The following is a 23,066-nucleotide window of genomic DNA, read 5'->3' as shown; positions in this document are numbered from 1 at the left end:
ACTTGCCGTACACTGGCCCCCGGATTTCGCATGGGGAGACAGTGCCTTGTTTAGGGTTGGTCTGACCGGTGGTATCGGCAGTGGCAAGTCGGCCGCTGCCGGGTGCTTTCGCGCATTGGGTATCTCGGTTGTGGATGCGGACTGGGCCGCGCGGGTGGTGGTGCAGCCCGGCCAACCCGCCCTGGCGGAGATCGCCCGGCACTTTGGAAGCGCCATACTGCTTGAAAACGGCGCCCTCGACCGGGCCGGATTGCGCACCCGGGTATTTGACGATCCCGCCGAACGGGCCTGGCTGGAGCAGTTGCTGCACCCGTTGATCCGGGAGGAAATCATCACCGCGCTCACCCATAGTCCGGGGCCCTACGTGATACTGGAGTCCCCCCTGCTGATAGAGTCGGGCCAGGATCAACTGGTACACCGGGTCTGTGTGATCGACCTGCCCGAACCGCTGCAGATTGCCCGCGCCAGCGCCAGGGACAACTGTTATGGGGCGCATATCCGCAAGGTGATGGCGGCGCAGCTGAGCCGGGAACAACGCCTGGAAAAAGCCGACGATGTGCTGGATAATTCGTCCGGGTTAGCGGCACTGCAGACCCAGGTGGAAACCCTGCACAACCAGTATGTGAAAATGGCCGCAGCCACACCCTAGCCACCGATTCAAATAACCAGCCTGCAAATTACCGGTATCCAAGTCTCCATGACCAAGCGTACAGCCACCCCGTCCCTGAACTGCCCCTCCTGCAAAAAACCCATCGCGTGGAACGACCGGTTTCCCTTCAGGCCGTTTTGCAGCGAGCGTTGCAAGCTGATCGACCTGGGCGAATGGGCCAGTGAAGGGCACAGGATACCGGGCGAGCCGGCCTACGGTGATATGCCGGGGGATGAGCCGAACCCGGACCAGCCCCACCACTAACCCGAGCCCAAGGGATTCACAAGCGGCCTGATTGCCGCCCCTGGCCGCTGTCTACACTGCCCTGTTGCGCCGTTTTGAGCGCATCGATAATCCCCCGGTTGGCATCGGGAAAGCGGTATTGGTCCAGCGCCTGTAGTGCCACCCAGGCAGTTGCCTGGCCCTCCCGGCCCACGGCCTGGCCGGAAAACGCCGTGACCTGCCAGGTATCCAGCAATACGATTTTTTCCCGGTAGGCATGGCGGATCGCCACCAGCGGCTGCAGTGTGCGCACCGCGATGGCCACCTCCTCGCGCAGCTCACGGCAAAGAGCCTGCTGTACGCTTTCCCCCGCTTCCACCTTGCCACCGGGAAACTCCCAGTAGCCGCCCATATGTTGGTGCCGGGGGCGGCGGGCGATCAGGATTTTGCCGTCGCTGCGCACCACTACCCCGACCGCGACATGAATCGCTTCATCCACGCTGACTCCTTAAGACCGATATTCGGCGTTGATGGTGACATACCCGTGGGAGAAGTCACAGGTCCAGATATGTTCGCTGCAGTGGCCGCGGCCCAATGCAATGCGGATGGTAAAGGCCGCTTTGGCGAACACCGCCGCACCCTGGGCCTCCCGGTAATCCGGGGCGCGGCAGCCGGCCTTCACCACCGGCACCCCGTCCAGGGTGATATGCACCCGCCGGGTATCCAGCCCGCCCTGTATGCCGTTGCCAATGGCCATCACCAGCCGCCCCCAATTGGGGTCCGAGGCGTAGAGGGCGGTTTTGACCAGTGGCGAGCGGCCCACCGCAAAGGCCACCCGCAGAGCCTCCTCGGGGCTCTCCGCCTCCGCCACCTGCAGGGTGACAAACTTGCTGGCCCCTTCCCCGTCTTGCACAATCGCCTGGGCGAGGGCGATATGGACCTCTGTGATGGCCTGGCGCAGGGCGCTATAGCCCGCACCCCCGGGCGTTTTAACCGGCCTGCCCGCCGCGCCCGTGGCAATCAGGACACAGGCATCGTTGGTGGAGGTATCCCCGTCCACACAGATGCGGTTGAAGGAGGCCCCCACCGCCTCGTTCAGCAGGGTATCCAGCAGGGGCCGGGCAATGGCCGCATCGGTGGCGACATAGGCGAGCATGGTCGCCATATTTGGCTGAATCATGCCGGCGCCCTTGGCGATGCCGGCAACGGTGATCCGCTCACCGTTGGCCTCCAGGGTGCGGCTGGCGGTTTTGGCGCGGGTGTCGGTGGTCAGGATCGCTTGTGCGGCGCGGTCCCAGCCGCGGTGGCACAACTGCGCGGCGGCGGGGGGTATAGCGTCCAGCAGTTTCTGCAGCGGCAGCTGCTCGCCGATCACGCCGGTACTGAAAGGCAACACCTGTTCCGGGCGAACAGCCAGGGCTTTGGCCACGGCCGCGCAGCAGGCCCGCGCATCACTGAGCCCGCGCGCCCCGGTGGCCGCATTGGCGTTGCCGGCATTCACCAGCAGGGCGCGAACCCGCCCCCGGAGGAGATGCTCCCTGGCCACCACTACCGGCGCTGCGCAAAAGGGATTCTGGGTAAACACTGCCGAGACAGCGGCCCCCTGGTCGATTTCGACCAGTAGCAGGTCATCGCGCTGCCAGTCCCGAAGACCGGCCGGGACGCTGGCAAGGCGAATCCCCTTCACAGAGGGCAGTAGTGATTGGGACATGGCGATCACACTCGAGGGCCGCCCCGGCGCAGGGCCTGTGAGGGGCGGCAGGGGCATAAAAAGGCGTCATTATCAAAGTGATACCGGCGGCTGGCAAGCCACAATCGAAAACTTCTGTGGAATTTCTGAGGTTATCCGCAGATTATGCTGATCCTATCCCTAAAAACCCCCGCCATTTGCGGGGGTTTTTAACCGGCTTTCTGCCCTCATCCCTTCACGGCGCTAGGAACTCTGGGTGGGGGAGGCCAGCTTGCCGTGGCACTGCTTGAATTTTTTACCGGAACCACAGGGGCAGGGATCGTTGCGGCCCACCTTGGGTCCGCGGCGCTCCGGGCGGGGGCGCTGCGGCGGGGCGGCTTGTTGCTGTGGCGCACCTTCCCCCAGCGCGGAGGCCTGGGCGTGGCGCAATTCCAACTGCTGCCTGCGCTGCTCTTCCAGGCGCTGCTGCTCCATCTCTTCCATCTGCTCGCGGGTCATGGGCTCCACATGCGCGAGGATGCGCACCACTTCGTGCTTGAGGTTTTCCAGCATGCTCTGGAACAGGTGAAAGGACTCGCGCTTGAACTCCTGTTTGGGGTTCTTGTTGGCGTAGGCGCGCAGGCCGATACCCGCGCGCAGGTGATCCATGCTGGAGAGGTGCTCCTTCCAGAGCTGGTCCAGCACCTGCAGCATAATCTGCCGCTCTATGGTGGCCATCAGGTTGGCATCGCCGGAGGATTCACCGATCCGCGCCACTTTGCCCGTATAAGCCTCCTGGGCCGCACTGACGATCTTCTCGCGCAGGCTCTCCTCATGCAGGGTGCGGTCCGCATCCAGCCACTGCTGTACCGGCAGCTCGATACCCAGTTCACCGGCCAGCTGCTGCTCCAGCGCGGGGATATCCCACTGCTCTTCCACACTTTGCGGCGGCACCGAGGCGGAAATCATTTCGTTCACCACATCCGAGCGTATGGCGGTAATGGTATCGCTGATCCTGTCCGCTTCCAGCAGCTCATTGCGCTGGCCGTAGATCACCTGGCGTTGGTCATTGGCGACATCGTCGTATTCCAGCAACTGCTTGCGGATATCGAAATTGCGCCCCTCGACGCGACGCTGGGCCTTTTCGATGGCATTGGAGACCATGCGGTGCTCAATGGCTTCGCCGCGCTCCATACCCAGCATCTGCATAAAGTTCTTGACCCGGTCGGAGGCGAAGATGCGCATCAGGTTGTCTTCGAGGGAGAGGTAGAAGCGGGTTGCACCGGGATCGCCCTGGCGGCCGGCGCGACCGCGCAGCTGGTTGTCGATGCGGCGGGATTCGTGGCGCTCAGTGCCGACAATATGCAGGCCACCCGCTTCGATGACCTGGTCGTGACGCTTCTGCCAGTCTTCCTTCAGCGCGGCAATCTCGGCTTCGCTGAGCTCCCGGCCCCGCTCCTGGCCGAGCGCTGCCATCTCGGCCTCCCAGTTGCCGCCGAGCACGATATCGGTTCCGCGGCCGGCCATATTGGTGGCGATAGTAACGGTACCGGGGCGGCCCGCCTGGGCGATAATCTGTGCTTCGCGCTCGTGGTATTTGGCGTTCAGAACCTGGTGCTTGATACCCGCCCTCTGCAACCGGCGCGACATCTCCTCGGAGGTTTCGATGGAGGCGGTACCCACGAGGACCGGCGCCTGCTTCTCGCGACAGTGCTTGATATCCTCAATAATGGCTTCCAGCTTCTCCTCTTTGCTCAGGTAGACCAGGTCATTGCGGTCTTCGCGCAAAACAGCCACGTTGGTGGGAATCACCACCACATCCAGTGCGTAAATCTGCTGGAACTCGAATGCCTCGGTATCCGCGGTACCGGTCATCCCGGCCAGTTTGGGATAGAAACGGAACAGGTTCTGAAACGTGGTGGAAGCGAGCGTCTGGCTCTCGCTCTGGATCTGCACCTTTTCCTTCGCCTCCAGGGCCTGGTGCAGACCTTCGGAAAGGCGGCGGCCCGGCATGGTGCGACCGGTGTGTTCATCAATCAGCACAACCTGACCGTTCTGTACGATATAGTCCACATCTTTGTTGAACAGCACATGGGCGCGCAGCGCCGCGTGGACATGGTGCAGCAGGCCCAGGTTGCCGGGGGCATAGAGGGACTCATCGGCTTTCATCAGGCCGGAACCCGACAGCAGCTCTTCGATCAGCAGGTGCCCCTGTTCGGTCAATTCCACCTGGCGGGTCTTCTCGTCCACGGTGTAGTGGCCCTCGCCGCCCTCCTCGGCGCGCGACAACTGCGGCACCAGCTTGTTCATGGCGGTATACAGGTGGGAGGAGTCCTCCGCGGCACCGGAAATAATTAGCGGTGTGCGCGCCTCGTCGATCAGGATGGAGTCCACCTCGTCCACGATGGCAAAATTCTGTGGCCGCTGGGTGCGGTCCTCCTTGCGCAACACCATATTGTCACGCAGGTAATCGAAGCCGAACTCGTTGTTGGTGCCGTAGGTAATATCCGCCTGGTAGGCGGCTTTTTTTTCCTCGGGGGGTTGTTGGGAAACAATCACCCCCAGGCTCAGGCCGAGGAACTCATACACCGGACGCATCCAGTTGGCATCCCGCGAGGCCAGGTAGTCGTTCACCGTGACAATATGCACACCCTTGCCCTCCAGGGCATTCAGGTAGGCGGGCAGGGTTGCCACCAGGGTTTTGCCCTCACCGGTACGCATCTCTGCGATGCGCCCCTCGTGCAGGGTCATACCGCCGATCAGCTGCACGTCAAAGTGGCGCATGCCCAGCGTGCGCCGGCTGGCTTCGCGCACGGCGGCGAAGGCCTCCGGCAGGAGCTGGTCCAGTGATTCCCCGTCTGCAAGGCGCCGCTGGAATTGCGTTGTTTTGCCGCGCAGCCCGGCGTCGTCGAGCTTCTGGAATCCCTCCTCCAGCGCGTTGACCTTGTCCACGACCCGCCGCATGCGCTTCAGCTCGCGATCATTTTTAGAACCAAAGACCGATTTAATCAGTTTGCCAATCATTGTCTAGAAACCACTTATCTTATTTGCACTGTCGGTGTGAATGCTGGGCAGTGTGCTGCACCGATGCGCCTTTATGCGAGGGGTGCAAGTAAACAGGAAGGCGCTGGCGCTGGCAACTCTGATGCCAGTTGCCCGCGATTGCGCGTATGGGAAGCGTAGTTGCTATCTGCCGGTGCGACGGATGTAGCTGGCCGGGTCGACCGCGCGGTTGTTCTTGAAGATTTCGAAGTGTACATGGGGGCCGGTGGAGCGCCCACTGGAACCCATCTGGGCAATAACCTGCCCCTTTCTCACCACGTCGCCAAGGCCGACCTCAAGGGCCCTGTTGTGGCCGTAGCGGGTCGAATAACCGTTGCCGTGGTTGATCTCCACCAGTTGGCCATAGCCGTGGCGCTCATCGGCCCAGGTCACCACACCGGCGGCGACGGACACCACATCGGAGCCCATTTTGCCGGCAAAATCTACCCCTTTGTGCCAGGTGCGGCGCCCGCTAAAGGGGTCCGTACGATAGCCGTAGCGGGACGACATCCACCCTTTGGTAATCGGGCGCCCGGCGATAAACTGCTCATCCTCGAGCTTGAGGTTCGCCATCAGGGACTCGAGCATCTCAAGCTGCATCTGCCGGTCATCTATCTGGTGAGACAGGTCATCGATCACATCGAGGAATCCGGGGGACTGGTAGGGCAGCTCGGAGGCACCGGCTATCTGGGGGTCTTCCGGACCCCCAAGCGCCGGCGGGGTGCCGAACTGGAATTCCCCCTCATCCAGATTGGCGACGGCGGTGAGGCGCTCGCCCAGCGCATCGAGACGGGTGAGGCGTGCCTGCAACTCCGCCAGTTTCACCGTCAGCGCCACCAGTTGCTCCCGCGCCACCCGGTCGGCCGCCCCGATTTCCTCCTGCTGCTTGCGCAGCGCCCGCTCCCACGCCTTGGCGGTGCGCGCATCGAACAGATCGGTCTCGACCACCGAAAGATTGGTCCCGAGTAAAAAAGCACCCACCGGCAGGCCGAGCAGGCACAGTCCCAGCAGCGCTTTACTCAGGCCGCCAAAATTGAAGCTGCGGGTTGCGCCGCGTTCGTTGACCAGAATGATTTTCATAGCAAGCGGGGGAAATTCGACATTCTATAATTTTGATTATTTCTGCCAGGAGCCCCGGCGCTGCAGCGCACGCCGATCACCGGCGGTGTTAGCTGTCGTCAAGCAAAAAGCCGACCTTATCATGCCCGCTTCCCACCGGAGGATCAAACTGCCAGTATCGGCTTTACATAGGAGATGGGCGCTTCCTGCTCACTCTCGAAGGTCACCATTTCCCAGGCATCTTCCTGCGCCATCAGGTGACGCAGGGACTTGTTGTTGAGCGCATGACCGGATTTAAAGGCCTTAAACTCACCGATCAGGCTGGTGCCCAGCAGGTACAGATCGCCAATGGCGTCCAGGATCTTGTGTTTCACAAATTCGTCTTCATAGCGCAAACCACCTTCGTTCAGAATGCGGTACTGGTCGATCACAATGGCGTTGTCGACGGAACCGCCCTGCACCAGGCCCTTGGAACGCAGGTACTCGATTTCGTGCATAAAGCCGAAAGTGCGCGCGCGGCTCACTTCCTTGACGAAGGAGGTACTGGAAAAGTCCACCGAGGAGGTCAGGTTGCGCCCCTGGAATACCGGGTGATCAAAGTCGATGGTGAAGGTCACCTTGAAGCCATCGAACGGCATAAAGCTGGCGACTTTGTCGCCCTCTTCAACGGTAACCGGTTTTTTGATGCGCAGGAATGTTTTCGCTGCAGACTGCTCCTGGATGCCGGCGGACTGGATCAGGAAGACAAAGGGACCGGCACTGCCATCCATAATCGGCACTTCCTGGGCGGACAGCTCGACAATGGCATTGTCAATGCCCAACCCCGCCATTGCCGAGAGCAGGTGCTCTACGGTCGCAATGCGTACACCATCTTTCACCAGCGTTGTGGACAGCAGGGTGTCGCCCACATTTTCTGCCCGGGCCTCAATCTCCACCGCCGGGTCCAGGTCGGTTCTGCGGAACACGATGCCAGTGTCTACGGGTGCGGGTTTGAGCGTGAGAACCACTTTTTTGCCAGAGTGAAGACCTACACCAGTGGCGCGGATAGCATTCTTAAGCGTGCGCTGTTTGATCATGAAACTGTGTTTTCCCCGGTCGGTGGGCCAAGCGGCAAGCGGCCGATGCTAGCATAATTGCGACGCCAATACCAATTCCGGGCAGGCGGTCATTTCAACACGCCGCTGCCACCCTTTGAGGATAGGTCAAGCAAGGATTGGAGCGCCACATCATTTCGCAATAAGACAACATTCTATGAGCTTGAGTGCCTCAAGCGCTGTAAAAAATTGTTAATTATTCATCGGCAGCGAGGATTTCCGGGGAAATATGGCACGGAGTGGCCATGCAATTCGGTCATAAAAGCCCGATCGGGCTGCCGGGGATGCCGTTTCAGTTTTCGGCCCACCGATCCAGGACTCTGCCTCAAAGCGCAAAAATACCCTTCCCGGATCCGTTCGGGGCCCGGGAAAGCCCCACCACAGAGGCGGCACCCGGCCCTGGGGCCGGGTAGACATGAGCGGTGTGCCTCTGCGGTGCCGACACTCAGTCGGCCTGGCGGCGCAGGAAGGCCGGAATATCCAGGTACTCCATATCCGTATCCGCCGGGCTCGGCGCCGGTGCCGGGCGTCTGGGACGTTCGACGTCCAGGCGCGGACGGGGATCCGCACTCTCCCGCGGGGACAGGCCGGTAGCACTGTGGGGCTCGCGCATCTCGCGGGCTTCACGGGGCTCGCGGGCCTCCCCACGGCGGCCGTTGTCCACCACTTTGGCAGGGCGCGCCGACGAGGTGCCCTCTCCCAGACCCGCTGCGACAACCGTCACACGCATCTCATCGCCGAGTTTGTCGTCTACCGCAGTACCGATCACCACGGTGGCTTCGTCGGAAGCGATCTCCTGAACAATCTCTCCAACTTCAGAGTACTCACCCAGGGTCAGCTCCTGGCAACCGGACTCTTCGCTGCCAGTGATGATGTTAACCAGAATACCGCGGGCACCAGACAGGTTGACATTGTCCAAAAGCGGACTGCGCACGGCTTTTTCCGCGGCTTCGCGCGCGCGGCTTTCGCCGATGGCGGAACCGGAGCCCATCATGGCCATGCCCATTTCGGACATTACGGTGCGCACATCGGCAAAGTCGACGTTCATAATCCCCGGGCGGATCATCAGGTCGGCAATGCCCTGCACCGCACCGAGCAATACGTTGTCGGCCTCCTTGTAGGCGGACTTCATGGTGATCTTGTTGCCCAGTACCTCCAGCAGGCGGTCGTTGGGAATAGTGATCAGCGAGTCGACCTTGTCGCGCAGCTCGAGGATACCCTCCTCGGCCACCACGGTGCGCTTGCGCCCCTCGATCTTGAACGGGCGGGTGACAACCGCTACGGCGAGGATGCCGAGCTCTCTTGCGACCTCGGCAACCACTGGTGCGCCGCCAGTTCCGGTGCCGCCGCCCATGCCCGCTGTGATAAACACCATGTCCGCGCCGCTTAACACCTCGGCAATCCGGTCGCGGTCCTCCAGAGCCGATTGCCGACCGATATCCGGGTTGGCGCCGGCACCCAAACCGCGGGTGATGGAACTGCCCAATTGCAGGATGGTTTGTGCCTGGATATCTTTCAGGGCCTGGGCGTCGGTGTTTGCGCAGATAAAGTCCACGCCCTCCACATTACTGGCAATCATCTGCTTCACGGCATTGCCGCCGCCTCCGCCGACACCAATTACCTTGATGACAGGTTTGTCCTGTACACTATCAACTAGTTCGAACATTGCTGTTCCCCTTTCTTGCTCATGTCGAATTCTACTGCCGTGCGGAAAAAAATCCCTTCCGAAACGGCTAATTCTGGTTGCACGCTATTACATGTTGCCGCGAAACCAGTGCTTCACTTTGTCCCACCACTGGTTTTCGTTGCGCGCGGGCTGCATTTTGCCTTCTGCGGCCTCTTCCTGCTGCATCGCGTACATCAATAATCCAACCCCGGTGGAATAGATTGGATTGTTCACAATATCGGTCAGTCCGGAAATTCCCTGGGGCACGGCAAGCCGCACTGGCATATGGAAAATCTCCTCGGCCAGTTCAACGGCACCCTCCATCTTCGGGGAGCCACCGGTCAACACCACGCCCGCCGCGCACAGGTCCTCAAAACCACTGCGGCGCAGTTCGGCCTGCACCAGGGTAAACAGTTCGTCGTAACGGGGCTCTATCACTTCCGCCAGCGCCTGCCTGGATAAATCCCTGGGCGCCCTGTCGCCCACACTCGGCACCTTGATGGTCTCGCCCTCCCGGGCAAGTTTGGCCAGCGCGCAGGCATATTTGATTTTCAGCTCCTCTGCATGCGGTGTCGGTGTACGCAGGGCCATGGCGATATCGTTGCTCACCTGGTCTCCGGCGATGGGTATCACCCCGGTGTGGCGAATCGAGCCGCCGGTGAACACGGCGATATCGGTGGTACCCCCACCGATATCCACCATGCACACCCCCAGCTCTTTCTCATCTTCGGTCAACACCGCATAGCTGGAGGCCAGTTGCTCCAGAATGACATCCTCAACCTCGAGGCCACAGCGGCGGATACATTTTTCAATATTCTGCGCGGCATTAACCGCACCGCTGACCAGGTGCACTTTCGCCTCCAGGCGCACCCCGGACATTCCCAGTGGCTCTTTGACCCCCTCCTGGTTATCGATCAGATACTCCTGGGGGAGTGTGTGCAGAATCTTCTGGTCCGCCGGGATTGCGACTGCCCGCGCTGCATCTATTACCCGGTCGAGATCCTGCTGGGTCACCTCCCGGTCCTTGATGGCGACAATACCGTGGGAATTCAGACTGCGAATATGGCTGCCGGCGATACCGGCATAGACGGAGTGAATTTCACAACCCGCCATCAGTTCCGCTTCCTCCACCGCGCGCTGAATGGATTGCACGGTGGATTCGATATTCACCACCACACCCTTTTTCATGCCGGTGGAGCGATGGGAGCCAATACCGACAATATTGAGTTCGCCACCAGCGGAAACCTCGCCCACAATGGCGACCACCTTGGAGGTGCCGATATCCAGTCCCACCATCATGCGCTGATCGGATACTTGTGTCATGTTGCTACCAACCTCGCAGGGCTGTGTGCCCGGCCTCGCCAATGAAATCCCGCAGAAATACCACCTTCGCTTTTCAACCGCATTTTCAACCGCAGTCTCTCCGCCTCCCTGTTCACTCCTGCCCATTCTTCCACTGAACCGCTACCGCATTGCCGTAACGGGTATCCACCCCGGCCACTTTGTGCAAATGCGGCGCGAGCAATCCGCGGCTCAGGAAAAGGAAGCGGTTGACACGTTCCAACAGCGCATCATGCCCCAGTTTTAATGCAATTCCCGATACCAATTCCAGGCGCCAACCGCCCAGGTCGTCAAATGACAACCGCTTGACCTCCATATCCCGGGTAGTCAGAATGCCCGCAAGGGCCTGGTACTGTGTCATAATCTGTCCCACCAGCAACTCATCCCCGGCGAGCTCGGGGAGTGCTTTCACGCGCATGTATACCGGTCTCGGCAACAATGCCCCACTCGCAACCAGCAACCGGTCACCTCCCCATACCGCGAGAGGCTGTGCTTCCGCAATCTCCACCAGAACCCCGCTCGGCCAGCGCCGGCGGATCGACACCGAGGTAACCCAGGGATTGGCCAACAGCGCCGATTGCATCGCACGGATATCCGCGGAAAAAAAACCGGCCTGCAAATAAGGCAGCAATATTTCCTTTAACTGCGCCTCACGCACCGCGTTAAAAACCCCGCGGACCTCTACCTGCTCCAGTGCATCCATTTTCCCCAGTGGCACCGCCTGAAGTCTCTGCCACAACCAGTGACCACCAGTAAGCAGCCCGCAGGCCAGACTCACAACGAATACCAACATCAACCCGGAGCGCCGGGAAATACCGGCAGCAGACTCCCGCGCCCCTAAAGGCCGCGCCCCGCGTAAAGATCTGCTTTTTTTCTTCACAGGCTTCTCTCCTGTGGACTCCACCCTGCCCTCAGGCCTCAGAGAGTTTTTCACCCAGACGCCACTGCGCCAGCTTTTGAGACAAGGCACCCACATTGCCCGCGCCCTGGGTCAACACCACATCGCCCGGTTCGAGAAGGTCCGCCAGTACTGGCGGCACCTGATCGATTGTTTCGGCAAAAACCGGATCGACCTGGCCGCGGTTACGCAGGCTGCGCGCCAGGGTGCGTCCATCGGCACCGGCTATTGGCGCTTCGCCCGCGCTGTATACATCCAGCAAAACTAATTTGTCCACGCCAGACAGAACCTGAACGAAATCTTCAAACAGATCCCTGGTGCGGGTATAACGGTGCGGCTGGTAGATCATCACGAGGCGCCTGTCCGGCCAGCCATCGCGCACCGTCTTGATGGTTGCGGCCACTTCCCGTGGATGGTGACCATAGTCATCCACCAGCATCACTTTTGCCGCGCTGCTGTCGTCACTTATGGAAAAATGTCCAAAAATCTGAAAGCGGCGACCCACGCCCTGAAAACCCTCCAGACCCCGGCAAATAGCCTCGTCACTGATCCCCTCCTCCGCAGCCACAGCAATCGCCGCTGTGGCATTGAGCACGTTGTGAATACCCGGCGTGTTCACCGATACCCGCAGCAGATCCCCTCCGGGGCGCTGCACGCTAAAGTGACTGCGCAACGGCTCCTGATTGACCTCGACGATACGGAAGTCATTGCCCTCAGCAAATCCATAGGTCAGTACCGGGCGGGAAAATTTCGGGATAACTTCCTGGATATTGGCCTCATCACCGCAGACTACCGCCAATCCGTAAAACGGCAGGTTGTGCACGAAATCAATAAAGATCTGCTTTACTCGCTCAAAATCCCCCCCATAGGTCTCCATATGATCCGCATCGATGTTGGTAATCACCGTCACCATGGGCTGCAGGTGGATAAATGACGCATCGCTCTCATCGGCCTCTGCGATCAGGTAGCGGCTCTCGCCGAGCGCCGCATTGGCGCCGGCTGCATTGACCAGGCCCCCGATCACAAAGGTCGGATCTTTTTCATCCGCGGCAAAAATGGCCGCAATCAGGCTCGTGGTGGTGGTTTTACCGTGCGTGCCCGCCACGGCAATACCGTAGCGGTAGCGCATCAATTCCCCGAGCATTTCAGCACGGCGCACCACCGGAATCCGCTTTTCATGGGCCGCAGCCAGCTCCGGATTGTCAGCTTGGATCGCCGATGAATTCACCACAACATCCACATCCCTGATATTGTCCTCGCTGTGTCCGATTGCCACCCTGACACCCAGCTTGCGCAGTCGCTCGGTCAGTGGGGACTCGCGCAGATCCGAGCCGGAAACCTCGTATCCCTGATTTTGCAATACCTCCGCGATGCCACTCATCCCGGCACCGCCCACACCGATAAAGTGAATACGGCGGATACGGCGCATCGCCGGTACAGCGTAACCCTGATCTGCGTTTGCCCACTCAAAAGACATGCTCTCAACCTTCACTCATTGGCCTCTCTTGTCTCGCCAGCGCCTCTGCACAGGCGGCCACCACCTGCTGTGTTGCATCGACTTTCGCTACACGCCGCGCGGCCTGCGCCATCTCCAGTAGTTTCTGCGGGTCCGCCAATAATTTTTGCAGAAGTTCTGACAGTTTTTGCGCATCCATCTCGCGCTGCTGAACCACAATCGCCCCCCCCGCATCCTGTAACCACTGTCCATTGCGTGTCTGGTGGTCGTCTATCGCAAAGGGAAAAGGCACCATAATCGCACCGATGCCGGCCGCGGCAATTTCCGATACCGTGAGCGCTCCCGCACGGCACAGTATCAGGTCGGCAGCACTATACGCCTCGGCCATATCGCCGATAAAAGGCACAACCTCTGCCGCTACGCCGGCGGCCCGGTAGGCCTCCCGTGCCCGTACCAAGTGACTTTCACCGGCCTGGTGCACCACATTTGGACGCTGTGACGGCTGCAGCAGGGCAATGGCCTCCGGCACCATTGCGTTAATGGCAGCAGCCCCTAGACTGCCGCCTAGCACCAGCAGACGCAGTGGCAACTCAGTACCAATACGCAATTGCGGCGCCGGCAGTTGGGCAATTTCACGACGCACCGGATTGCCCACTTGCCGGGCCCGCGGCAAACCGCTGGGAAACGCCTCCAGCACCCGGTTGGCAATACGGGAAAGCAGCTTATTGGTGGTGCCGGCCACGGCGTTTTGCTCGTGAATAATCAGCGGCCTGCCACTGAGGCGTGCCGCCACGCCGCCGGGGCCGGTGACAAACCCGCCGAACCCGAGTACAGCATCGGGCTGCACCTTCCCGATCACCGCACGCGCCTGACGCACAGCGCGTGCAATCTGCACAGGCGCCTTCAGCAGGGCCAGTCTGCCTTTACCGCGCAGCCCTTCAACTGCAATACAGTGCAACGGGATATTGGCCGGTGGCACCAGACGCGCTTCAATACCCTGCCTGGTGCCCAGCCATTCGACTCTGGCCCCCTGCTCCCGCAGAGCCTGCGCCACCGCCAGTGCCGGGAAGACATGTCCCCCGGTGCCACCCGCCATGAGTAAAAAACGTTTACCCGAAAAGGTGTTTCTCTCCCGGGACATCAAACCGCCCCCCCACTGTGTACCCGTCTCCCGGCCCGGCGCCGGGCAAATACCGGCAGTTGCTGCCAAAGCCCCTGGCGCGCACCACCGCCTTCGTCCTGCGGGCGCATTTCGCCGCCTATACGCACTGCCAATCCCAACAGCGCGCAGCACACAACCAGACTACTGCCGCCGGAACTGACAAACGGCAGAGTCAATCCCTTGGTGGGCAGCAGGCCCGAGGCCACACCCATATTCACAAACGCCTGCCCTGCCAACAGAAACGCCATGCCAAAAGCCAGCAAAGCGGCAAAAAAATTCTGCCGCACCAGGGCCATGCGCACCAGTCGCAATAGTGAACAGGTCAGCACCACAAAGAGGCCGATCACAACCAAGCCGCCCAACATACCCCACTCCTCGGCGAGAATGGCAAAAATAAAATCCGTGTGCGCCTCGGGCAAGTAAAACAGTTTCTGCACACTGTTACCCAGGCCAACCCCAAACCATTCTCCGCGACCAAAAGCGATCAGCGACTGGGTGAGCTGGTAGCCACTGGCAAATTGATCCCCCCAGGGATCCAGAAATGTCAGCAATCGCTGTAAGCGGTAGGGGCTCATCAGGGCCATCAGCGCCAGACCACTGGCCGCCGCCAGCACCAATAAAAAGGTATGGGGCAGACGCGCACCGCCGAGAAAAACCATCGCCAGTACCGTGCCGGATAACACCACAACCGAGCCAAAATCCGGTTGCAACAGCAGTAGTAGCGCGAAGATCCCCAGCACCGTCACCGGCACCATAAAGCTGCTCCAGTGATGCAGTTGCCTGTTGCGGCGGGTCAAAAAACTGGCGAAAAAAACCAGCATACAGAACTTGGCCACCTCCGCAGGTTGAATGGTGATACCGCCAAACATCAGCCAGCGCTGGCTACCATTCACCTCCCGGCCAATACCCGGTACCAGCACTGCAATCAGTAACAGACAGGCAAACAGCAGCAATGGCCAGGATAGGCGCGACCAAATCGCCAGGGGAATCTGGCTCACAACCAATGCCACCACGCCACCGATCGCCAGGAAAGCCAGGTGCCGCTTGAGAAAGTACCAGGGGTCTGCGTATATATCGGAGGCAAAGGCAATAGAGGACGAGGCCACCATCACCACGCCGATACTGACCAGTGCCAGCACACTAAAGGGTAAAAGCCTATCGAGGAGTTCGCGCTTGTGAGGCGAAGGCGTCAACGCATTCACCCCGCACCTCCAGCGCTTTCGCAGAGCGCCGCTACTACCTGGCGAAAATCCTCACCGCGGGCTTCAAAATTGCGGTACATATCGAAGCTGGCACAGGCCGGGGACAGGAGTACATAGTCGCCACTGTGTGCCAGGGATCGGGCCAGTGCCACTGCCTCGGTCATGCTGGCCGCACGGCGGATTGTACACTTACCCGCAAAAACCTCGGCGACCCTGTCACCGTCTGACCCAATGGATATCATTGCGCGCAGCGCGGCAGCGCTGTTGCTCAACGCGGAAAAATCTGCCCCTTTGCCATCGCCGCCGGCGATCAGCACAATCTTGCGGGTGGCTGTTGCCAATCCATCCAGCGCCGCCTGCGTTGCGCCGACATTGGTGCCTTTGGAGTCGTTTACATAGACAACGCCATCCAGGTCAGCGGTCCGCTCACAGCGATGGGGCAGCCCCCTGAAAGTGCGCAGTACCGACAACATGGCGTCCATGGGCAGACTGACAGCATTACCCATCGCCAAAGCAGCCAGCGCATTGGCGACATTGTGTCTGCCAACCATCGCCAGCGCATCGACCGGCAACAGGGCTTTGGCACCCTGTGCCAGCCAGTTCTGTCCGCCGACAGTGCGCACCCCGAACTGATTCAGGTCGGGCTGGTCCAGACCAAAACTCCACTCGCATTTGCCCCGGGATAGAGGTGCCCGGGTCAGCGGGTCCGCTCGGTTGATGACAAACTGCTGTGCATGGCGGTAAATCCGCTGTTTGGCCCGGTGGTATTCCACCATGCCGGGGTAGCGGTCCATATGATCCGCACTCAGATTCAACACGGTGGCCACTGTGGGCGTCAGCGAGTAGGTGGTCTCCAGTTGAAAGCTGGACAGCTCCAACACATACAGTTGCGGTATCGGTTCCTGTAACAGATCGAGCACCGGCACACCGATATTGCCACCGATACGCACCGTTTTGCCAGCCGCCTCTGCCATTCTGCCAAGCAGGGTGGTCACCGTGCTTTTGCCATTTGAACCGGTGACCGCTGCCAACTTTAGCGATGATTTTTCCCTGGCGAGCGCCCGTGCAAACAGCTCGATGTCCCCGATCACCGGGATACCCGCGTCAATGGCGCGCTGCAATACGGGCTCGGCCAGCGCAATGCCGGGGCTGGCAATAATTTCACTGGCCGCAAGTACCGTATCAGGGCTCAGTGATCCCGTTTCCACAGGGACCTGCGGAAACTCCCGGCGGAAGGACCCGAGTCCCGGCGGATGGTCGCGGCTGTCGGCAACCACCGGGGCATAACCATTGCGCAGCAGGTAGCGCACCACCGATTTTCCGGTAGCACCCAGTCCGATTACCAGTTCCCGCTGCGAAGTTGCGATCAGGCTCATTGTGTCATTTACCGAAGTTTCAACGTCGCCAGCCCGGCCAGCACCAGAATCACGGTGATAATCCAAAAACGGACAATCACCCGCGGTTCCGGCCAGCCTTTCAGTTCAAAATGGTGGTGCAGCGGCGCCATGCGGAAAATACGTTTGCCGGTTAGTTTGAACGACGCCACCTGCAGGATGACGGATACCGTTTCCATAACGAACACCCCACCCATGATGAACAACACGATTTCATGGCGGGTGATTACCGCGACAATCCCCAGTGCCGCGCCCAGAGCCAGCGCACCCACATCCCCCATAAACACCTGCGCCGGATAGGTGTTAAACCACAAAAACCCGAGCCCCGCGCCACACAGAGCCGCACAAATGACCGCCAGTTCCCCGGCACCGGCAATCGCGGGTATATGCAGGTAATTGGCAAACTCCACATGCCCGGACAAATAGGCGATAACGCCCAGGGCGCCCCCCACCATGACCGTGGGCATAATCGCCAGGCCATCGAGGCCATCGGTCAGGTTCACGGCATTGCTGGAGCCCACCACCACAAAATACGTCAGCAGAACAAAACTAACCGGACCCAGATTGATGGCAACGTCTTTGAAAAAAGGCACAAAAAACTGTGTCTCAGCAGGACTTACCGCACTCATATACAAATAGATCGCCGCGCCCAGCCCGGCGATGGACTGCCAGAAATACTTCCAGCGGGCAATCAGGCCACGGGGATTTCTGTGCACAACTTTTTTGTAGTCATCCACAAATCCGACCGCACCAAAAATAAAAGTCACCAGTAGCGTGACCCAGACATAGCGGTTGCCCAGGTCCGACCACAACAGTGCCGAGGAAAAAATCGAGGCGAGGATCAGTGTGCCGCCCATGGTGGGCGTACCGGATTTGCTCAGGTGGCTTTGCGGGCCGTCATCGCGAATAGCCTGCCCTACCTGCAACTGGTTCAACCAGTTGATCATACGCGGCCCCACAACCAGGGAAATACCCAGGGCGGTCAGTGCCGCCAGAATGGCACGCACCGTCAGGTAGTTGAAGACCGCAAAGGCGCTTACATATTTTTGCAATATTTCTGCCAGCCAAAGCAGCATTACTTCTCTCCCCTGCTGTTGCCGAGCAGTGCCTGAGCCACCAGTTCCATGCGCGCGCTGCGTGAACCCTTCACCAATACGGTGGTATTTTTGTCCAGTTCGCGGGACACCGCCGCGATCAGCGGTGCTCTCTCCCGGTAATTATGCAGGGCATCATGATGGCCCGCGCCAAAGGCCATACTGGCGGCTGTGCCCAGCGGCCCCAGAGTAAACAGGGCATCGAGGCCGCGTTTGCGCGCCAGGACACCGACACTGCGATGCAGCCCTTCCGCATCCGGCCCCAACTCAGCCATATCACCGAGCACCAGGATTTTCCTGCCCGGACGCTGCGCCAGCAATTCAATGGCCGCACCCACAGAGCCTGGATTTGCGTTGTAGCTATCGTCGATGACCGTCGCACCAAGGATGCCCTGGTGCGCCTGCAGGCGCCCGGTCACACCACCGAGACCGGCAAGACCGCGCGCAATGTCCACAGCCGGAATACCGCTGGCGAATGCGCAACCGGCGGCAATTAAGGCGTTGTGCACATTGTGCTCGCCGAGTAACCGCAGCGCCACCGGGTGGGATACCCCCTCAATCACCAGATCAAACGTGGCACAGCCACTTTCATCCAAGGCAATATTCTCCGCATGAATGGCACAGGGGTTGCTGAGACCCACCTCCAGGGTCCGAACCCCCTCGGGCATCCGCCCGCGCCAGTAATCCGCGTAGCCGTCATCGGCATTGATCACCGCGGTACCACCGACACCCAGGCAGGTATAAACCTGCCCTTTCGCTTTTGCGATGGCATCTACCGAACCAAACCCTTCCACATGCGCGGGCATGACATTGGTGATCGCGCTCACTTGGGGTTTGCCGATACTGCAGAGATAACCGATATCGTCCGGGGCGTTGGCGCCCATCTCCAGAATCAAAACATCGTGCTGCCCACAGAGCGCAAAAAGGGTCATCGGCAGACCGAACTGATTGTTTAAATTCCCCCTGGTCACACAGGGTGTGTGGTGCAGAGAAAAAATTTCACACAACATTTCTTTGACCGTGGTCTTGCCGCAGGAACCGGTAATGGCAATGACCGGCCCCTCAAACTGCTCACGGCACAACAGGCCAATTTGTCCGAGTGCTATCGTGGTATCTTGCACGCGCCACTGAGGCAGGTGGCAACCGGGCACTTCACGCTCCACCACCAGCCCCAGAACCTGGCCATCCAGCCCACCGACAAAATCGTGCGCATCAAAGTTGTCACCCACCAGGGCAACAAACAGGGCCTGGGGATCCAGTTTGCGGGTGTCGGTACAAACGCGCGAAAACTCGCAGGAGCCATTGATCAACGCACCGCCAAAACGACTCTGTAACTGCTGAAGAGATAACGTGCGGATCACCAGACCTCTCCTTCCATACCACTCCCGGCGCCCGCACCCAGGCGCCGTCTCAGCGCTGCTGCCACATGTTCATGATCACAGAAGTGGTTTTTTTCACCGCCAACAATCTGATAATTTTCGTGGCCCTTGCCGGCGATAATGACAATATCACCTGGTCGCGCCGCTGCGACTGTCCGGGCAATCGCTTCGGCCCGATCAATCTCCACCTCAATCGTGCTGGCCGCACCTTGAAGGATATCGTCGATAATTTTTTGCGGCTTTTCACTGCGCGGGTTGTCACTGGTCACAATGGCGCGATCGGCCATCTCCGAGGCGATTCGTCCCATGGCAGCGCGTTTGCCTCTATCCCGCTCACCACCACAGCCGAACACACACCAGAGATTGCCGCGACAATAGGGGCGTGCGGCAGCCAAGGCCGCGCGCAGGGCATCGGGGGTATGGGCATAATCCACCAGCACGCCGACATCATCAGCGCCCGCAACCCGAACCCGCTGCATACGGCCCGGCACCGCCTGGATGGAAGGAAAGGCAGCCAGAATCGCTTCAAAGGGCATGCCCGCAGACGCTACAGCGGCTACCACTGCCAGCGCGTTATAGATATTGAAGTCGCCGATCAACGGGGCCTGCAGTTCGCCGCGCCCCCAGGGCGCCTTGAGTTCAACAGAAAACCCCTTCTCGTGACGGCACAGGTCAGTGACGTGCAGGTCTCCCGCCTGCAGTCCGTAAGTCAATACCTGCAGGCCGCGCACCTTGCAGCGCTCAGCCAGTTGGGCACCGAAAGGATCATCCAGATTGATAATGCCGCGCTTGAGTTGGGGCAGCCCGAACAGCTTTTCCTTGGCCATCCCGTAGGCGGCCATATTGCCGTGATAATCCAGGTGATCCCGCGACAGATTGGTAAAAATCGCCGTGTCAAAAACCAATCCATGTACGCGTCCCTGGGACAGGGAGTGGGAGGATACTTCCATGGCCGCGGCGGGCACACCGCGCTCGCGGTAGTCGGCAAAGTCCGCTTGCAGACGCACGGGGTCCGGTGTTGTCAGCCCGGTTTCCTGCAGTTCGATCGTCCGGTTATACCAGATGCCATTGCCGATAGTACCGATCAGTGCCGCACTGCCAAAGTGATGCGCCAGCAACTGGGAAATCAGATAGGCACAGGTGGTTTTACCATTGGTACCGGTCACCCCCACCAGGTGCATATGTCCACTGGGGTTGCCGTGAAAGCGCGCGGCAATTTCACCGACGCGCTTGGCCAGACCGGGCACGCTGACCACCTGGATATCGCCGCGGTTAATACACTCCAGCTTGTCACTGTCGGCCAGTATCGCAGCGGCACCGGCGGCGATCGCCGCATCGATATATTCACGCCCATCCACAACAGAGCCGCGCAATGCCATAAAGACATCGCCGGTTTTTACCCGGCGGCTGTCCAGTGCAACGCCTGTCACGGGCACATCGGGGATTCCCGCGTATCCGGGCACCAATTCCCGCAGGGAAATACCCTGTTGTTTGCGCTGTATCACGATTTTGTACCTCTCTCGCTTAACTGCGCGGTTAACTGGCGTTCTGCCGATTCCACCCGCTCAGGGGGTACCTGCAGCAGGCGCATGGCCCCGGCCATCACCGAAGCGAAAACCGGCGCAGCCACTTCCCCGCCATAATACTTGGCCTGGCTGGGATCATCGATTACGACTACCGCGGCCAAACGCGGGTTGTTCGCAGGAATAAACCCCGCAAAAACCGAACGATAACGGTTGTCCGCATAGCCACTGCTACCAACTTTGTGTACCGTACCGGTCTTGCCCGCCACACGGTATCCCTGCACTGCAGCCAGGCGCCCCGTACCGCGGGAACTGATGACGGTTTCCAGCATGGCGGACACCTGCTCTGCGAGGGGCGCTGCAATCACCCGCTCGGGCTCTGCCGTGATTGTATCTGTAGACAGAACCAGGGAAACCGGGCGCTTGATCCCGGCATTGGCCAGTACGCCATACGCCTGGGCCAGTTGCACCCCATTCACGGTTAAACCGTAGCCAAAGGCGAAATTGGCCCGCTCGATCGGGTGCCAGCGACTGCGACTGCGACTGGGCAGGATGCCCGGGGTCTCCCCGGGAAAACCACTACCAACCGCCGCCCCCAGACCCAGTCGATAAAAGAGTGCACGCAAACCGTTTGGTTCCAGATCCAGGGCAATTTTTGTGATACCCACCTGGCTCGATTTGGTGATAACGCCGGTCAGGTCCAGCTTTCCATAGTTGATGGGGTCCACCAGGGTTTTCCCCGGTACGCGGATATAACCGGGATTGGTATCGATCTGGGTATGGGGTCTATAGCGACCGCTCTCCAGCGCAGCCAGCACCGTCAGGGGTTTCACTGTGGAGCCGGGTTCAAACTGGTCGATCAGGGCGCGGTTGCGCATCGCTGCCGCTTTTACCCCTTCGCGGTTGTTGGGGTTAAACGAGGGCTGATTGGCCATCGCCAGGACATCGCCGCTGCGGGTATCCAGAATCACCATAAAACCGGAGGCGGCACCGTTCTCGGCCACAGCGCGCTTTAATTCGCGGTAGGCCAGGTACTGCAGGCGCATATCGATAGACAGGCGCAAGTCGTGCCCCGGTCGCGCTTCGCGCTGGATCGCCAGATCCTGCACCGTGCGGCCCTTCAGATCCTTGACCACCTGCTGGGCACCGGGCTGACCGGACAGCCAGTCGTCGTAGGCGAGTTCCAGCCCCTCCTGGCCGCGATCATCGATATTGGTAAAACCCAGAAGCTGTGCAACCACTTCACCCGCAGGGTAAAAGCGCCGGTATTCCTTTTTGCTGTAAACCCCGACAAGCTCCAGATCGAGTACCTTACCGGCCTGTTCCGGTGTCAGGTGGCGACGCAGGTACATGAAGGCCTTGTTGCGATACTTCTCCAAGCGCGCGGCAAGTTTGTCCGGCTCTAGAGCCAACGCTCTGGCCAACTGGCCCACCTGCTCGGCACCGCTCTTCCTCAGTAGCCTGGGGTTAGCCCAGAGGCTGTGTACCGGTGTACTGACCGCCAGCAGCTCGCCATTTCGGTCGACGATGGAACCCCGGTAGGCGGCGATCTCCTCTGTGCGAATGGTGCGCGCCCGCCCCTGATCCTGAAGGAACCGATAGCCATGCTCGGCAGCGGGCAATACCTGCAGGCGGGCCAAATGCAGGATCAGTGCCAGGGCCAGCAGACACAGCAGGGCCGCCACCAGCACAAAGCGCCAGCGGGCAATGCCCGGTTGGGTCTGTTTTTTCTTGACTGCACCCATGGTTTTCCAATTGGCGTTACGTTTTCACCCCGAAACCAAAACTCTCCCTGAGGGCCGTTTGATCACCGCCCCCAAACACCGCGCAAATACGCAAGGATTTACGATTATTCGCCGGCATTGCAGACCTTAAATGCGCAAAGCCACGGAAAACTACTGCTGGTTCGCGCTCGCCACACCGGCCTTTATCAGATTACTCACTCGGCACCAGCACCTGCTCAGCAGGTGCTGGTACATGCATTCCCAACGCTTCTCTCGCCACCTTCTCCACGCGACCGTAAGCAGACCAGGCGCCCTTCTCCAGCAGCAGGCGCTCCTGCTCATAGCGCAACTCATCGCGGTTTTTTTGCGCCTTGCCCAATTCTGCCGTGAGTTCCCTGCTGAGCTGGGTGGAATAAACCACGGTGAGAGCCGACACCAGCGTCGCCAGCCACAAGAGCCCCGCACCAATCAGCGTCTTGCGGTACATCCCGT

Annotated in this window: 19 protein-coding genes; 2 read left to right on the top strand and 17 right to left on the bottom strand. The window is 60.1% G+C overall.

Going from position 1 to position 23,066, the window contains the following annotated elements:
• Nucleotides 1-46 precede the first annotated feature (46 nt).
• A complete protein-coding gene (gene coaE / locus Q1A48_RS05710; protein ID WP_299942327.1) occupies nucleotides 47-649 on the top strand; it encodes a dephospho-CoA kinase in 603 nt (200 codons plus the stop codon).
• 48 nt (nucleotides 650-697) lie between these two features.
• A complete protein-coding gene (yacG, locus tag Q1A48_RS05705; RefSeq protein ID WP_299942325.1) occupies nucleotides 698-913 on the top strand; it encodes a DNA gyrase inhibitor YacG in 216 nt (71 codons plus the stop codon).
• A 16-nt stretch (nucleotides 914-929) separates the two neighbouring features.
• Here the strand turns inward: yacG and mutT are convergent, their stop codons facing one another.
• From mutT to ftsL, 17 genes are all read right to left on the bottom strand, one after another.
• Nucleotides 930-1,370, bottom strand: a complete 441-nt coding sequence (mutT, locus tag Q1A48_RS05700; protein ID WP_299942323.1) for an 8-oxo-dGTP diphosphatase MutT — start codon at nucleotides 1,368-1,370, stop codon at nucleotides 930-932.
• 9 nt (nucleotides 1,371-1,379) lie between these two features.
• On the bottom strand, nucleotides 1,380-2,582 hold the full coding sequence (gene argJ / locus Q1A48_RS05695) for a bifunctional glutamate N-acetyltransferase/amino-acid acetyltransferase ArgJ (protein WP_299942321.1): 1,203 nt from the start codon (nucleotides 2,580-2,582) through the stop codon (nucleotides 1,380-1,382).
• 222 nt (nucleotides 2,583-2,804) lie between these two features.
• Nucleotides 2,805-5,564, bottom strand: a complete 2,760-nt coding sequence (secA, locus tag Q1A48_RS05690) for a preprotein translocase subunit SecA (protein ID WP_299942319.1) — start codon at nucleotides 5,562-5,564, stop codon at nucleotides 2,805-2,807.
• A gap of 162 nt (nucleotides 5,565-5,726) precedes the next feature.
• Complete coding sequence (locus Q1A48_RS05685; protein WP_299942317.1) at nucleotides 5,727-6,662, bottom strand: M23 family metallopeptidase; 936 nt, start codon at nucleotides 6,660-6,662, stop codon at nucleotides 5,727-5,729.
• Between the two features lie 143 nt (nucleotides 6,663-6,805).
• Nucleotides 6,806-7,717, bottom strand: coding sequence for a UDP-3-O-acyl-N-acetylglucosamine deacetylase (gene lpxC / locus Q1A48_RS05680; protein ID WP_299942315.1), 912 nt, complete (start codon nucleotides 7,715-7,717; stop codon nucleotides 6,806-6,808).
• A gap of 463 nt (nucleotides 7,718-8,180) precedes the next feature.
• A complete protein-coding gene (ftsZ, locus tag Q1A48_RS05675; RefSeq protein WP_299942313.1) occupies nucleotides 8,181-9,401 on the bottom strand; it encodes a cell division protein FtsZ in 1,221 nt (406 codons plus the stop codon).
• An 87-nt stretch (nucleotides 9,402-9,488) separates the two neighbouring features.
• Nucleotides 9,489-10,724, bottom strand: a complete 1,236-nt coding sequence (gene ftsA / locus Q1A48_RS05670; RefSeq protein ID WP_299942311.1) for a cell division protein FtsA — start codon at nucleotides 10,722-10,724, stop codon at nucleotides 9,489-9,491.
• A gap of 112 nt (nucleotides 10,725-10,836) precedes the next feature.
• On the bottom strand, nucleotides 10,837-11,622 hold the full coding sequence (locus tag Q1A48_RS05665; RefSeq protein ID WP_299942309.1) for an FtsQ-type POTRA domain-containing protein: 786 nt from the start codon (nucleotides 11,620-11,622) through the stop codon (nucleotides 10,837-10,839).
• 31 nt (nucleotides 11,623-11,653) lie between these two features.
• Entirely contained in the window at nucleotides 11,654-13,117 is a 1,464-nt protein-coding gene (gene murC, locus Q1A48_RS05660; protein WP_299942307.1) for a UDP-N-acetylmuramate--L-alanine ligase, read from the bottom strand.
• A gap of 4 nt (nucleotides 13,118-13,121) precedes the next feature.
• Nucleotides 13,122-14,237 carry an undecaprenyldiphospho-muramoylpentapeptide beta-N-acetylglucosaminyltransferase gene (gene murG / locus Q1A48_RS05655; RefSeq protein WP_299942305.1) on the bottom strand — a complete coding sequence of 372 codons (1,116 nt, stop codon included), beginning with the start codon at nucleotides 14,235-14,237 and terminating at the stop codon, nucleotides 13,122-13,124.
• Complete coding sequence (gene ftsW, locus Q1A48_RS05650) at nucleotides 14,237-15,460, bottom strand: putative lipid II flippase FtsW (RefSeq protein WP_299942303.1); 1,224 nt, start codon at nucleotides 15,458-15,460, stop codon at nucleotides 14,237-14,239. The genes murG and ftsW overlap by 1 nt, the downstream gene beginning before the upstream one ends.
• Complete coding sequence (murD, locus tag Q1A48_RS05645; protein WP_299942301.1) at nucleotides 15,457-16,836, bottom strand: UDP-N-acetylmuramoyl-L-alanine--D-glutamate ligase; 1,380 nt, start codon at nucleotides 16,834-16,836, stop codon at nucleotides 15,457-15,459. The genes ftsW and murD overlap by 4 nt, the downstream gene beginning before the upstream one ends.
• An 8-nt stretch (nucleotides 16,837-16,844) precedes the next feature.
• Entirely contained in the window at nucleotides 16,845-17,930 is a 1,086-nt protein-coding gene (gene mraY, locus Q1A48_RS05640; protein WP_299942298.1) for a phospho-N-acetylmuramoyl-pentapeptide-transferase, read from the bottom strand.
• A complete protein-coding gene (gene murF, locus Q1A48_RS05635) occupies nucleotides 17,930-19,309 on the bottom strand; it encodes a UDP-N-acetylmuramoyl-tripeptide--D-alanyl-D-alanine ligase (RefSeq protein ID WP_299942296.1) in 1,380 nt (459 codons plus the stop codon). Before murF ends, mraY begins: the two co-directional genes overlap by 1 nt.
• On the bottom strand, nucleotides 19,306-20,832 hold the full coding sequence (locus tag Q1A48_RS05630) for a UDP-N-acetylmuramoyl-L-alanyl-D-glutamate--2,6-diaminopimelate ligase (protein ID WP_299942294.1): 1,527 nt from the start codon (nucleotides 20,830-20,832) through the stop codon (nucleotides 19,306-19,308). Before Q1A48_RS05630 ends, murF begins: the two co-directional genes overlap by 4 nt.
• Entirely contained in the window at nucleotides 20,829-22,595 is a 1,767-nt protein-coding gene (locus tag Q1A48_RS05625) for a penicillin-binding transpeptidase domain-containing protein (RefSeq protein ID WP_299942292.1), read from the bottom strand. Before Q1A48_RS05625 ends, Q1A48_RS05630 begins: the two co-directional genes overlap by 4 nt.
• A gap of 190 nt (nucleotides 22,596-22,785) precedes the next feature.
• Nucleotides 22,786-23,061 (bottom strand): cell division protein FtsL, encoded by a 276-nt coding sequence (gene ftsL / locus Q1A48_RS05620; RefSeq protein WP_299942290.1) that lies wholly within the window; start codon nucleotides 23,059-23,061, stop codon nucleotides 22,786-22,788.
• Nucleotides 23,062-23,066 lie beyond the last annotated feature (5 nt).

Origin of the sequence: uncultured Microbulbifer sp. (assembly GCF_947489355.1) — a bacterium.
In the GTDB taxonomy this organism is placed as follows: domain Bacteria; phylum Pseudomonadota; class Gammaproteobacteria; order Pseudomonadales; family Cellvibrionaceae; genus Microbulbifer.
This window is presented reverse-complemented; position numbering and strand designations above follow the sequence as displayed.

Bases quoted from the DNA above. Each gene is read 5' to 3' on its own strand.
- lpxC (WP_299942315.1), bottom strand. From the start codon at position 7,717: ATGATCAAACAGCGCACGCTTAAGAATGCTATCCGCGCCACTGGTGTA.
- argJ (WP_299942321.1), bottom strand. From the start codon at position 2,582: ATGTCCCAATCACTACTGCCCTCTGTGAAGGGGATTCGCCTTGCCAGC.
- murC (WP_299942307.1), bottom strand. From the start codon at position 13,117: ATGTCTTTTGAGTGGGCAAACGCAGATCAGGGTTACGCTGTACCGGCG.
- ftsL (WP_299942290.1), bottom strand. From the start codon at position 23,061: ATGTACCGCAAGACGCTGATTGGTGCGGGGCTCTTGTGGCTGGCGACG.
- murD (WP_299942301.1), bottom strand. From the start codon at position 16,836: ATGAGCCTGATCGCAACTTCGCAGCGGGAACTGGTAATCGGACTGGGT.
- ftsZ (WP_299942313.1), bottom strand. From the start codon at position 9,401: ATGTTCGAACTAGTTGATAGTGTACAGGACAAACCTGTCATCAAGGTA.
- ftsA (WP_299942311.1), bottom strand. From the start codon at position 10,724: ATGACACAAGTATCCGATCAGCGCATGATGGTGGGACTGGATATCGGC.
- Q1A48_RS05685 (WP_299942317.1), bottom strand. From the start codon at position 6,662: ATGAAAATCATTCTGGTCAACGAACGCGGCGCAACCCGCAGCTTCAAT.
- secA (WP_299942319.1), bottom strand. From the start codon at position 5,564: ATGATTGGCAAACTGATTAAATCGGTCTTTGGTTCTAAAAATGATCGC.
- mraY (WP_299942298.1), bottom strand. From the start codon at position 17,930: ATGCTGCTTTGGCTGGCAGAAATATTGCAAAAATATGTAAGCGCCTTT.
- yacG (WP_299942325.1), top strand. From the start codon at position 698: ATGACCAAGCGTACAGCCACCCCGTCCCTGAACTGCCCCTCCTGCAAA.
- Q1A48_RS05625 (WP_299942292.1), bottom strand. From the start codon at position 22,595: ATGGGTGCAGTCAAGAAAAAACAGACCCAACCGGGCATTGCCCGCTGG.
- murG (WP_299942305.1), bottom strand. From the start codon at position 14,237: ATGTCCCGGGAGAGAAACACCTTTTCGGGTAAACGTTTTTTACTCATG.